Origin of the sequence: Hyphomonas sp., from assembly GCF_965284475.1 — a bacterium.
Lineage (GTDB): Bacteria > Pseudomonadota > Alphaproteobacteria > Caulobacterales > Hyphomonadaceae > Hyphomonas.
In genome coordinates this window covers 1,239,103-1,251,967 of the sequence record NZ_OZ260087.1, presented here as the reverse complement: position 1 = coordinate 1,251,967, position 12,865 = coordinate 1,239,103, and the positions used below count along the sequence as shown (strand labels likewise).

Below are 12,865 nucleotides of genomic sequence, written 5' to 3'. Positions count from 1 at the left end.
CATGCGCCGTCTTCAACTCCATTCAGAACCTTACGCGCCGACGGGCAACATTGGTGACGGCGGCTTCAGGAAGTTGCTCGGAACCCCGGATCTCGACGTTCTACAAACGGTTATACGTGAAGCCATTCAGAACTGTTGTGACGCCGCCAAGATCGGCTTGGGGCCGCAGGTGCTTATTAGGCTGCGCAAACTGTCGTCGGACCAAGCTGGTGCGTTACGGAGCGACCTGTTTTCCGACTTGCCTGCAAACCCTGAGTCGCGAAGGCATCTTGATGCGTTTCTTAAAAGCGAGCGGCCTCGGGTGCTGGAAATTTGCGACTTCAATACCACCGGACTCGGAGGACCAACCCGCGCTGACCGGATCCCCACTGGCAATCAGACCACAGACTTCATCGATTTCATGAGGAATGTCGGAACGAGTCGCGATACATTGCATGGCGGGGGAACCTACGGCTTTGGCAAGGTTTCTCTCTACCTTGCCAGTCAGTGTTCGACGATCCTGGTAGATAGTCTGGCGCAAGGAGGGGATCCTGGTGCGCGGCGCCTTATGGCGTGCCATTTGGGACCTTCTCATCATGAAGCGCAACCAGATGGCAATCTAAAACGATTTACGGGGCGGCACTGGTGGGGACAGCCGTCTCTGGACGGCGACTTCGTCGACCCCGCATTTGATGAGTTTGCCGTCGACGTCGCGCGAGCTGTTGGATTGCCAGATAGAGAACAAGGTCGTTCGGGGACGTCGATCATGATCCTCGATCCTTGTGTTGGTGACGATGCTGATGACGAGATTGTTGGCCGGATTATCGAGAACTTGCTCTACTTCTTTTGGCCTCGAATGACCGCCGATACATCACCGACCAGGAAGATCAATGTGTCGGTCGAACTCGATGGGGAAGAGGTCAAAGTTCCTGCACCGGAATATTTCCCGCCACTGGATCTCTTCTGCGAAGCGATAAGGAAAATCCGATCGCACGACTCAAGTGTTCAACGGATTTCAAGCCAGCGACCAATCAAACAGTTGGGATCCCTCGTGATTGAAAAGGGAATGAAAGGCCGGCGCGTGCCGCTTGTAGGTAGCAACAGTGTTTTCCCTACTCAGTCTGCGCATATTGCGGTCATGCGCCCCGTAGAACTCGTCGTGAAATATTTTGAGGGTCAACCACTCCTTCACGAGGAACTCGAATGGGCAGGAGTATTCATCGTAGATAGCGATAATGATGTCGAAAGAGCCTTCGCAAGCGCGGAACCACCGGCGCACGATGACTGGCAACCAAAAATGCTTCTCGAAAGATCCCCGGAGCGGACCTACGTAAACGTGGCGCTTCGAGAAATCAAGAAAGCCGCCATGAATGCAGCGGATGGAGGCCGTGAAGACATTGATCCAGGGCACGACGAGCCGTCGCTGGCGAGTTTGTCTGACGCGCTTGGATCATTCCTCGGCGACAATGCGGAAGGCGGCGCGAGGTCAAGGTCAAGAAAAGGTGGCGGTACCCGCAAATCTGGAGGTCGGCTTTCTCGTCCGCTTTTCATTGGATTGGAGGAATCAGGTGGACGCAAGGCGGCTCGGTTTGGAGTGACCGCCTCGGCTGGCCGGAATGGACTACAGGTGTCATTCGAACCAGGCCTGCTAGTAGATGGCAGATTTCTTTCGGAATCAGAAGTCGACAGCCTTCGCAGGCCTTCGGTACTTTCAATTCGCGAAAAGATTAGCCAGACGGATTTGGAAGGCAGAGTAATCGTCGTTTCCGAAGAAGGAGGTGACTACGAAATCCTGGTGGCGATACCTGGCGATTGTGCAGTCTCGCTTCGCGTATCCGTAGAGTCGGAAGCATAAAATGTCCTTTGCCAACGCTATGCCATTTCTTGTGCTGGATGACGCCGCAGTGTCAGCGACGCCATGGTTGATTTCTCTGAACCGAGGCGAAAAATTGGCGAACCCGCGGATGCTTAAAGGGTGGGATTATTCTTCGCTATTGAGGGTTGAACGGCGTGTTCATATTGATTTTTCAGCAGCATCAGCACAGCTTTTGATACCTGCAGAGCAGCTCAAGCTTTCGTTGGTAGTGTCTACTGGCACGGGCACCGGAACGCTTCCTCGCAACGTGAATGTCCAGAAAGTATTCTCCATCGATGATGGAACTGACGAGATAGATATCTCGATCGATATCGACTCCCGCACACTCTCGCAAAGGTTGTTGCTTCGCACGTCTTGTCTCTTGGCATTGCCTCCCAAGACAGCCTCGATATTGTCGCCGATACTCATGGGGGCGCGCCTGTGGGAGGATGCTGAAGATATCGCGCTGGAAGGCGGGTCGCCAAGATTTCCGATCGATGCAATCAGCTTTCATCAGAGTTTCCGAGGCCGGATCCATGAAAACGCTTTGTGGTATCTGCAATGGATGTCTGCGGACATGAACCGGGACCTCTCTGGGGCCGTCCGGCTATACGTGAACACGGACAAGGAAGACTTTATGGAACGGCTTCGGTTGCTGGATGCGCTGACGATGCAGACAATGCTGGCCGACATTATGGGACAACTGGTTGGTCGATTTCTATACTCTCCGGACCTAGACGAACTTTTAAGGTCTTCGGAACGAGGCTCGATTGCCAAGCAAGCGCAGCAGTGGTTCGAAACCGCATTTCCTGATCAGTCACACGCTCAGGTTCGTGCATTGCAAGAAAGCAAACCGGGTGAATTCAGCGCAGCAATCCAAGCTGCAGCTGAGATGGTGAAAGTCCCATCATGACCCTGCTATTTCCGAGGCTCTCCAGACTTACCGTCGAGCGCATTTATGATCACATCTCAGAAAGCGCCGATGTTTCGAACATCAGAGACGCTCTCAACTCCGTCGATGCCATCACTTCGGAGCTTCCAGAATCAGTCAAGTATGGAGCGACAGGAGGAACAAAGGTATCCGAGGAGGCTTTGCGACAACTCAGGAACGATCTCACCGCCATTGCCAAGGCTGGGATGAATTCTCAATTCAACAACCAATTGGCGAGATCTCACTTCGATACGGAGATTACGAAATATCTCGCAGACTTTGAAGCACTAAACTCGAGCGAGGCACTTCGAGATGACGTCTGGGCGTTTCTGGCGTCGTCTTGCCTCACGATACTTACTATCTGGCGTTTTCAGTTCGCCAAGGACCGGTTTCATGGAGGCGTTAGAAATACATTTCAGAGACTCTGGTTGAGGGCTCGGGCTCTTGATCGCGGACCGGACTCCGAGAATCGTTGGGAGCTGATCGAGGAACTGACGGAGGACGCGATGGTCCAAATAACCGAGCGTCCCTCCATTGGCGGAGACAGAGTACTGGCGAGCGCTGTCGCGGAAGCTTGGATAAACGCATCGAGGAAATTCGGGCGAGCTCCCATGGAGGCTATCATGCGAAAGGCAATAATTGGTGTGCGTCTTCGTAATCAGGTTGTTGCTCTATCTCAGCTGCCTACGCATGAATTGAGCGAATTCGTGCGCTTGGAATTCGAGCAAGCGGCTAGGACTATCCAACGCGCACAGTCTGCCTAGGCTTGCTCTGCTCGAAAGTATCAGCGACATCATGTTCAGACAGCAATGCATAGACAACCTTAGCGATCTGAACCGCTAGATATGGTGGAACGGCATTGCCGACCTGGACAAATTGCTGAGTCCTGTTTCCCTCGAAAAAATAATCGTCAGGGAACGTCTGTAGCCGCGCAGCCTCTCTAACAGTGAGACTCCGACATTGTATGGGGTCGGGATGGATGAAGTAGTGTCCGTCCTTCGATATGTGACTAACAATCGTCGATGACGGAGTACCAGAAACCTGAACACGAAAGCGGTCGGCAAATTTTCCGCTCTTCCAATTCGCGTGGTGCGGTGCAAGCGCCGCTGGATAGTCCTCGGCCTTCGGCGATCGACCATATTTGTCCGCGTAGATCGCCGAAAAAAAGTAACGCCCGAGATCGGAACTCATATGGCCACGACTTTCGTGATTGGCCGTGCCAAGAAGTGATGGATTCCCGATCCATGCGGCCAAGTCGTTGGTGCAGTTATCTGGAAGACCAGCTGGCGACTTGTCGGCGCGGACCATCTCACTGTTTCTTTGCAGAAATTCCTTGCGAACCTTGGCAGCGTAACGGGAAAGTGCCTTATCAGATCGCTCCAACGCTTTCGCCACGCTCTGCATTTGGGCAGCAACTGTGCGTTTCCAGTTTGCGAAATCGTCCAAGTCCTTGGAGAGACCGCTTCGCAAAACTGGCAACGTCGCAATGACATCAGCCACCGACGGCTGCGCCTTGTGTTGCTCGAGAAGTGGAAAAGATAGTTTCTGCCGATCATAAACATCACGGCGGATACCAAGAAAGATCACGCGATGGCGAGCTTGAGGTATACCAAAAAGCTCGGAGCGGACAATGAAATCTTCGGGTTCAAAGAAACTCAAGAGGTTCTGCGAATCATCACAGTGCAGTGGAACGATCTCGTATAGTCGCTTGTCGCCACCAAGCGACGCCAAGTCGTCCATGAGCAATTCCAGAATGCTCTCGTCCTTCACCTTGGACGATAGAATTCCTTTCACGTTTTCCATCACGAACACTGCGGGACGGAGCTCTTTCAATACACGGATGTATTCACGGAAAAGAAAATGTCTGGGATCATCTTCGGGTCGGTATCCTGCAATACCTTTGTTTCTGGCGCGTCCAACGAGAGAGTAGGCTTGGCAGGGCGGACCGCCGATCACAACGGTGCGGTCCCCATAGGTCTCTTGGGCCTCCTTTATCGCTGCATTCACGATCTTGGCAGCAGCTTGTGTGCCGAGTTCGAGTTGCTGAACTTCATGCTCGGCCTCGGACCACTGGAGAGGATACAGCTGCGACCAGTCCGGCCGAGTTCGCAAACCGGCGTGGTAATCGATGTACTCCGGCGGTAATTTACTCCCGAAATGCCGCAGGAATGCGCGCAAGCGAAGCGTGGCGTGAGCTGACGCTTCCTTTTCAGCTGACAACATGATCTTGAACGGGTGAGCAGCATTTGCTGACTCAAACCTCGAAAAGCCTTCCCCAAGTCCACCTGGGCCGGCGAACAGGTCGATGATGCCAAACTCGGACAATGGTCGAATTTCTCCTTCTTCGTACTTCTCTGTTAGCGTGATTGGGGTGTACCTACCAGGGCAAAAGGGAGCGGTTCACTGATGGCAGATGTTGTCGATGCATCAACGAGATCACGAATGATGTCAGCGATTCGCGGCACCAACACCAAACCGGAACTTATACTTCGCAAGGGACTTTTTCGTCGAGGCTTTCGGTACCGGTTGAATGACAAACGCCTGTCTGGAAAGCCAGATATCGTGCTTCCCAAGTGGAATGCGGTGATATTGGTTCATGGGTGTTTCTGGCACAGACACGCAGGCTGCAAGTACGCAAGCACGCCGGCAACGCGTCCCGAGTTTTGGCAGAACAAGTTCAAAGGCAACGTCATGCGAGATGAAGCGAACTTATCAAGTCTACAGGATGCAGGCTGGCGGACTGCCGTTGTATGGGAATGCGCCTTACGCAACAGTTGCGGCGAGACAGTGAGCAAAGTGGCTAACTGGCTCCGGAGTGACGAGCAGGAATTTCTCGAGATTCCATAGCTCGGACCGGTCGCGCAAAGCGTCACACAGGAGATCACCCAAACCCAGGCGAAACGAGAGATTCCAACAAATAGGTGGTCTTGCCAACTGATGCAGTTAATGGCGAAGACGAACGTTTCTACATCACGCGATATCATTATTTGGCTAGTCAGTTTTTGTCGGGAGCCGGACGCTTGAACGGCATTCGGGACTGGAGGATGGCGACAGGCTTTGTGGTTGTACCATAGCCGTCGAAACGAACGTTTCTGCGACACATTTTTCCCGACCTTATTGGCTCCATGTTACGACCAATTTTGAGTCTCAAAATATGTCTCAAAACTCTTGTGTCTCATAAAAGATTGATCTAACGTTTTTGAGACAATTCGAGGAACGAGAAACAATGAAAGTTGGTTATGCGCGCGTATCTACTAGGGATCAGGATGCGAGGCTTCAAATTGAAGCGTTGACTGAAACCGGTTGCGAGAAAGTATTCGAGGAAACCGCATCGGGTGCTCAACGAGACAGACCCAGGTTAGCCGAAGCTCTAACCTATCTTCGCAAGGGTGACACCTTGGTCGTATGGAAGCTGGACAGACTGGCGCGCTCACTCCGGCAGCTAATTGAAACCGTCGAATTGCTTCATCAGCGCGGCATCGGATTCGTCTCGGTGACGGAGGCCATCGATACGACGACCCCCGGCGGCAAAATGATCTTTCATGTGGTCGGCGCTTTGGCTGAGTTCGAGCGCGACCTAATCAAAGAACGTACGAATGCTGGATTGGCTTCCGCGAAAGCGCGTGGGGTTCAGCTTGGTCGACCTAAAGCCATGACCGATGCTCAAATTGCTGTTGCGCGGTCTTTGAAGGCCGCTGGAGAGCTTTCGTCGGGAAAGATAGCAGATCACCTGGGAGTGTCGCGAGCGACCCTGTATCGGACTCTTAGTGAGTAGGGAGTGCTAGCTTTCGCCCCATCAAGTACAAGGAGAATGTTTTTCTGGCGGCAGAAAAACTGGAGGTGAGTCGCACAATTTTAGGTCCGCGCCTATGATCGGGAAAATCTTTGTAGTTGGCATTTGCCTGCGGTGAGCCTTTCGCCGAGGTGACTTGAATTTGCGCGTCATCAAACGCCGTTGCTGGAAGTGGCTGGATGGTCCCGGAAGCGGACGTAACTTATCAAATAGGATAACTTCAGCTTGGCGCGATTCGATTTGTGGCTAAAGATAATATGCTTGATGAGGGGGTCGGAATGAACTGGTTGGCTAAGACACTCGCATCTGAGTTTGTTTGGGGCATCGTGATTGGCATTCTACTTAGCGCGTTGTCAGCCTGGATTGGACTACGACTGAATCGAACGCACCTACAGAAGAACGTTCGCAGGTTTTGTCTCGATCTCGCCTCCAATGTCAGCGAACTGGTGGATGGCCTCAACGATACCCGACAGAAGCACCGATTCATCGATAGCGAGTTCTTGGATCTCATTGATGTGGAGATTCAAATCTACGGCAGGAACCGGGAGCATCTAATAGCTATCGATGATGACAAGCTACGGCGCGATATTCGGGACTATTTCACAAGAGTTGCTGGGAATGTGGCCCGTATTCGTATCCACCTGAAACATTTTCAAGAAAACTATTTGCGGGAACATCCTTCGACCTACCCTGATCCGGCGCGGGCCCACGAAATGCAACAGGTTGCAAATGGCGCACTGGCAGCAGCGCATACCGCTTGCGACAACCTCCGTGATCTTATTATCGCAAAAAGCGGGGTACTGGAGAGCCGCCTCCGAGAATAAGGTAGTTGTGGACGCGTGCCTTTGTCTCCTTCTGCGCAAACAGTGGTCGCCAGCATCATCCCGGAAGCGGACATGAGTCTTGTACTTGATGAGCACTGAAGTTCGTGTTTTGTTCGACTCGGTTAGTACCACGGTCGGGCGACTATGCGACACATCATTCTACTTCTCATTGGTATATCTCTCTCGGCTACACAGTCCGCAGTAGCTGAGCCGACGTACTTCCTCGTCGATAACTCGGGTTCAATGACAAGCTTCCGCGAAAGTGTTGATGAGGAAATCAGACAGACCGTCGAAAGAGAATTGGAAGGTTCAGATGTTTCGGTCACATATTTTCAAGGCGCTAATGATAACGATTGCGAAAGCGATGTTACAATCGCGACGCCAGATATTGTGGGTGAACCGTTTATTTTGGACCCACCTAGCGCTGGAGGCAGCACTTTAATTGTCACCGCGTTGAAGGCTCTAAGAGACATCCAAACTGAAGAGCAGACTTTGGTGACCTTGTACACGGACGGCAGCTACGCAGACAGTGTGTGCGAGACTCCAGAAGACATCTGCTCTGCACTCGCGGATTTAAGGCGCAGCAAACCGCAATTGGACTTTAACTTTGCGTATCCGCCAGCGATTCGAACTGCAGGCCGCCCCGTCCTAAGCTGTGCCGGCGAACCAAGTACCTCATTGGGACTGGCGGAAGAAGTTTCTACTGACCCACCCGAGGACGTTAGCGAGGTGCCTGTATGGCCATCAATCGCCGCGTGGTCGGTGATTCCCTGGGTATTCGTATTCTTGCTAGCCTTGAACACCATGTCTCGGCGACGCCACACTAAGCATATAGAAGAGTCGTATGAAATTGAGGACCCAAAAAAGAGCGTTACAAAGAGTGAATGGCGGGCCTATACCGCGTTGTGGATAGTTCTCGGATTAGCTGCGTTGTGCCTCCTCGTATATGCGTTCCGTGGACCCACTACTTGGCGCGCATTTGGACTAGTTTATGAAGAAGCGAACAGGCCGCTTCTGGCCATAGTATTTGCGTGGGTGCTAACAGTGGTGTCCGGCTGGTACTTCGTTGAAGTACTCAATGACATCCGCGCTCGACAAAACAAGCAATGGCGGATCAATCATACTTCGGCCTTAGAGCGCGCAGAAGCTAAAGAAGTCGCCCGCATCAAAGAGTTGATATCCGATCGCTACTCGTATCAACAAGATCGCGACGGATCGGTGGCACTACGTGTACAAGAGAAATTGTCCAACGAAGAGCGCGAGCGCTTCTCGATGCTCTTTTCGAAAGTGGAATCGATACGGGCGCGTCTATTGGAAATGATAGGCGAAGTTCAATCTTACGCGATTTTAGATAAGAACGACGGAGCGACGTTCTCTAATCCTCGATCTATTAGTCGCTTACTTACTGCCGCTTACAAACTCGACAAGCCGGTGGGGGATGAAGTTACATCACTCCTCGAAGACTGGCGACGCTTGCTCGGAAAATTACCCACAATAGATGTCACGATTGAGAGTAACCTCTTGTCATTCGACTTGCAGAAATTGAGCGCACCTGCGTCGCGTGAAACCGAAAGCATAAAGTAGTTTTGTCTCCTTCGCGCCCACAGCGGTCGTTGGACGACAAGACCGGAGACTGTATCTCTCCGCCGGTTCCTAGATGGATTTGGATAGCGATTGTGGTGACGATCGCGGGTTTCGTTGCGTTGGCGGTCTTTGCTAGTGGTTCTTGATCTAGGCATCCAGAACGGCTGCGCCCTCAGAAAACTCAGAAAACGCGCCACTCTTTGGACGCCCAGTGTAACCCAAGACCCGAAACGCGTGTCAGCGAGCTTCCTGGCTCGACACAGAGACGTTAAGGCTGAAGGCGAGAGGGTCGAGTCGCGAGCAGGTCAGAGGCCGCCGTCCGAGTACGGGTACATCCGGATTCGGAGCTCCGAAAAATGCCGAGCGATGGGGGCCAATTCGGCGGGGAATTTCTAGGACTTTGCGTAGTTGTAGGCGCCATCAATCCGGTCGAAAAACTTCACTCGCGCAAATTTCGATCCGCGTTTCAAAAAAACCACATACTTTAGCCGTTGCCGCATCGTAGTTGGCTAAAATTGCCGTTAAGCCAGCGAGCAGCGAAACAGCAGCGGCGATCCAGCGCCAATGAACTCGAATTGTCGTTTTTCGTTGGGTCGTCTCCGATGCAGGATCGTTGTTCAGTTTACCGATTCGACGAGCGATTTTCTTAAGTTGACCTCGAGAGGCGGGACCTGAAATGGGTTCGAATTCATCTGCAAGGATTTTGAATATCGTGCGCAAAAAGTGCTTCTCAAACTGGTCTTGAGTATTTGGTATCCGGACGTACCCTTTTGCACTGCAAAGCAGCAAGAACGGCACGTCTGCTCGCTGAGCATTGGATCTTCGAAACCAGAAGAAGCGCCTAAACAATTCAAACTTATCGTTCGTCCTCACCCCGAGTCCCGGTGCAGAGACATCGAGCGCCAATCCGCACATCTTTCGAACTTCTTTGAGTTCAGCATAAATGATGCTTTCCAGTGTGCCGTCGATTTCCGTTAGAAAGACATAAGCGCGATTAGGACAGATTGCATATCTGTCTGCGAGTTGCTTTGTTGTTAAAAAAATATCAGGTGCACCGTCGATCTCAGATGCTCTGATCTCTCCATTGAGTTCGTGCGTAGATCCATCATAGAGCGCAAGGAAGCATTCATCAGACAAGAGGAACTCATACTCCGGTGAGGTGTCGCGGAGTCCCATTTCTCGAGCATACTTCCTGACTGAAGCTTGATGGTCCAAATGTTTTTCTGCGCCCATTTCGCGAAAATGGTTCAGTTCTCGGCCGGATGCGCGATTCCAATCGAGATATGAATGCAGCGCTATTGTCCGAATTGGCGGCATTCATATCCCCATGTCAGTTTGCGGTTATCTTGCATGCCAAACACTACGTTCCTGATCGCCACAAGTGTAGTGCCATCAGCGATCTTATCTCTCAATACTCTCTTCGCGCCACATACCCGCGCGTCGGACCGGACGGGTGACTCTCACTCAAAATCCCAGATCCACGCTGGAAACGTCTTGAACTTAGGAACTGCTATCTCGAACCCAACCCATCCGGAGTGACACGCCTCCGACCAGCTTCGGATCGCTGAGGCGGCCGAAATCGGCGTTTGTGACGCCGATAGTTTCGGCGAACGCCACATAGTCATCTCTCCAACTTACCTTTTCGCCGAAGTCATGAACCAGCATGATTGCGTGAGGAGCGTGGAACCGTTTCGCCTCAATGATGGCGGAAGTAGTTCTATGAAAAAGTTGCCATCGCAACCCACCGCAAGATTCCGCTTCAACATCGAAGAAATCGCACGCCCACGCCAGCCGCGCGGATCGCCCCGGCGTGGAGTTCCAGACAGAGACTAGTTCACCGAACGGTTCGCCAGCCTTGGCTTCGACGGCCATGACGCCGAGCGCTTCTTGAAGACGGCAGACAACAAGCAAATCATTGCTCGACGGTCTCTGGAGCGTATCAAGCGGCGTCGCGTGCTCAAAAAGGCCGACCGCAACTTCGGCTTCTGTCCATTCCGGCGCTTGGTTTAGCATATTCCGAACGGGACGCGGCATGCCGCCCTCGTGGTTTATGTTCCCCGTCACCCAGGAATGCGCCGCCTCGTATGCTGAGCGTCCCTTTTTCCAGTGCAGCTCGGGGTCTCTTAGGAGAGACTTAGTCTGGAGGGGATCTTTGAGCGGTTCACCGTAGAGACGAGGGTAGTTTTTCATTGTTCGGTTCCTAGACGACGCTGAAGCGAAACTCTGGTCAGCAAGGTATGGGTAATCTCCGTTGCTAGCACCCGGAAAAAATACACGGATCAGGGTCGCGAATTGCGCCGCTCCCTAGGACTTCGTCTTTCTGGTAGCGGCGACGAATTCTGCTACGCTGGTCGCTTGGCCAAAGTAAATCGACTGCGCTCTCAGGACACCCAGGACGCACGTTTTGAACCGGATGCATCATTCCTCATCCGACGACCAAACGCGCGTCAGCGAGCTTCCTGAGTCCACAGAGGGTCATTCCACGGCGTGGACCTAGACGATCCTGGCAGTGCTGATGAGTTCGAGGTTATTTAGCCGCCTTTTGCACTGGCTCAATCAACGACTCACCGAGCGCCGACCAACCGGAGATATTCAATTCAGCGCAAAGTCTGCAACAAGTGGAACGTGATCGCTGATCTTCGAAGCAACCCAGACCTGATAGGTGCCGATTGTCATGCTTGAACACCGCTCGCGAAGTCCTTCAGATGCAAAAACGTAGTCAATGTGAAAGGGGTGAGTTTCATCCCATCTCCAGAAGAGGGTCGCGGAGGTTTCAGCGCCATGCAACTCGCCGGATCGTTCGTGCCATAAACTTGCTAGGCCAAAATCTAGCAGACGAGTTCTCGCATCTTCGAAGCTTGGTTTCGTCTTCCAAACCGGATTTGCATTGAAGTCTCCGGCCACAATCACGTCGCCGATCAACAAGCCACTCATTTGTTCCAATGCATTGATGATCGGACGAACATAATTGGATTTCACCGGAAGCGTCCAAACCCCGACCAGGGTCACACGATGTCCGCCGCGCGAAGCCACAGCAGTGAGAACATGCTGGTCCGCAGATACATGCAGTTTCTCCAATGACCAGCCATTGAAACCCATAAGCGCCATACCCTTGGCACCGGGATTTCCGATCCATTGGACATCAGCATTATCGATTAGTTCAGAGTCCTTTTGCGTGATCTCACATATGACCGCTAGATCTGGAGCAAGAGACTGAAGCGCGTCTTGTTTCCTGGCAAAGCCGTTAGCGCAATTCCAAGACACAAGACGCATTTTCATATACTCCGGAACGCTCTGTCAGATCGCTCAGGACGCGCGCTTTTTGTATGACACAAGATGTATCGCAAAAAGTCAAAACGCGCGTCACCGAGCTTCCTGAGTCCATACAGAGTCATTCCTCAACATATCCGAGGTAGACTTCTCTAGCGACAGAAATCACCCAGTGCTCCCTTGCACTCAAAATACGTGATGCAGACTGGTAGAGATCAATGTCATCCGGGAGTTCCTGAAGAACCCACAGAGGTAGCAAGTCAGCAATGTCGCGATCAAAGAATTTTGCTATGCCGCTGATATGCTTGAGCGGAATTTTAGACTGGAAATGCATCCACCGGTTCGGAATTGTAGAATTTGCATAGCCAAGAGATTTTGAAAGCTCTTCAAAACGGAGGTTGTCCTCATCGTCAGCCAATTCACCGGCTATGAATATGCTGAGCCTTTCGTGAGGGGGGAACTCTTCCAGCCATTCCTTGTCCATGTGTGTAACTCCTCTTTTGTTGATGAGAGAAGAAATTACCTTGCGCTCTGGACTCTGTCGGGTGGGAAATGGACTGGTGAGAAAGATAGGTGCGGTTCTCGGTGTTCGCTTCGCTCACTCGCTCGACCGCACCTATCAGTCATTT

General features: G+C 52.2%; 12 protein-coding genes. 7 read left to right on the top strand and 5 right to left on the bottom strand.

All coding sequences use genetic code 11. The features are described from left to right. The first annotated feature begins 1 nt into the window (after position 1). Genes ACQ66M_RS05835 through ACQ66M_RS05825 form a run of 3 tightly spaced genes read left to right on the top strand, consistent with a single transcriptional unit; the run spans position 2 to position 3,529 of the window. Complete coding sequence (locus tag ACQ66M_RS05835) at positions 2-1,834, top strand: hypothetical protein (RefSeq protein WP_430402515.1); 1,833 nt, start codon at positions 2-4, stop codon at positions 1,832-1,834. A 1-nt stretch (position 1,835) separates the two neighbouring features. Continuing rightward, a complete protein-coding gene (locus ACQ66M_RS05830) occupies positions 1,836-2,747 on the top strand; it encodes a hypothetical protein (RefSeq protein WP_430402513.1) in 912 nt (303 codons plus the stop codon). Next, complete coding sequence (locus tag ACQ66M_RS05825; RefSeq protein ID WP_430402511.1) at positions 2,744-3,529, top strand: hypothetical protein; 786 nt, start codon at positions 2,744-2,746, stop codon at positions 3,527-3,529. The genes ACQ66M_RS05830 and ACQ66M_RS05825 overlap by 4 nt, the downstream gene beginning before the upstream one ends. On the opposite strand, the gene ACQ66M_RS05820 is transcribed toward ACQ66M_RS05825, so the two are convergent. Continuing rightward, positions 3,504-5,090 carry a DNA cytosine methyltransferase gene (locus ACQ66M_RS05820; RefSeq protein WP_430402509.1) on the bottom strand — a complete coding sequence of 529 codons (1,587 nt, stop codon included), beginning with the start codon at positions 5,088-5,090 and terminating at the stop codon, positions 3,504-3,506. The two genes, ACQ66M_RS05825 and ACQ66M_RS05820, sit on opposite strands and share 26 nt — an antisense overlap. A gap of 81 nt (positions 5,091-5,171) precedes the next feature. On the opposite strand from ACQ66M_RS05820, the gene ACQ66M_RS05815 reads away from it, so the two are divergent. The 4 genes from ACQ66M_RS05815 to ACQ66M_RS05800 all read left to right on the top strand — a co-directional run bounded on the left by ACQ66M_RS05815 (position 5,172) and on the right by ACQ66M_RS05800 (position 8,966). Next, entirely contained in the window at positions 5,172-5,612 is a 441-nt protein-coding gene (locus ACQ66M_RS05815) for a very short patch repair endonuclease (protein ID WP_430402507.1), read from the top strand. Between the two features lie 379 nt (positions 5,613-5,991). Continuing rightward, entirely contained in the window at positions 5,992-6,540 is a 549-nt protein-coding gene (locus tag ACQ66M_RS05810) for a recombinase family protein (protein WP_430402505.1), read from the top strand. Between the two features lie 296 nt (positions 6,541-6,836). Next, positions 6,837-7,382 (top strand): hypothetical protein, encoded by a 546-nt coding sequence (locus tag ACQ66M_RS05805; RefSeq protein WP_430402503.1) that lies wholly within the window; start codon positions 6,837-6,839, stop codon positions 7,380-7,382. Between the two features lie 243 nt (positions 7,383-7,625). Beyond that, positions 7,626-8,966, top strand: a complete 1,341-nt coding sequence (locus ACQ66M_RS05800; RefSeq protein ID WP_430402501.1) for a hypothetical protein — start codon at positions 7,626-7,628, stop codon at positions 8,964-8,966. Positions 8,967-9,386: 420 nt separating this feature from the next. Here ACQ66M_RS05800 and ACQ66M_RS05795 read toward each other — a convergent pair whose 3' ends face one another. From ACQ66M_RS05795 to ACQ66M_RS05780, 4 genes are all read right to left on the bottom strand, one after another. Continuing rightward, complete coding sequence (locus tag ACQ66M_RS05795; RefSeq protein WP_430402499.1) at positions 9,387-10,283, bottom strand: hypothetical protein; 897 nt, start codon at positions 10,281-10,283, stop codon at positions 9,387-9,389. Between the two features lie 183 nt (positions 10,284-10,466). Then, on the bottom strand, positions 10,467-11,156 hold the full coding sequence (locus ACQ66M_RS05790; protein WP_430402497.1) for a DUF6946 family protein: 690 nt from the start codon (positions 11,154-11,156) through the stop codon (positions 10,467-10,469). Positions 11,157-11,558: 402 nt separating this feature from the next. After that, positions 11,559-12,239, bottom strand: a complete 681-nt coding sequence (locus tag ACQ66M_RS05785) for an endonuclease/exonuclease/phosphatase family protein (RefSeq protein WP_430402495.1) — start codon at positions 12,237-12,239, stop codon at positions 11,559-11,561. Between the two features lie 118 nt (positions 12,240-12,357). Then, entirely contained in the window at positions 12,358-12,720 is a 363-nt protein-coding gene (locus ACQ66M_RS05780) for a hypothetical protein (protein WP_430402493.1), read from the bottom strand. Positions 12,721-12,865 lie beyond the last annotated feature (145 nt).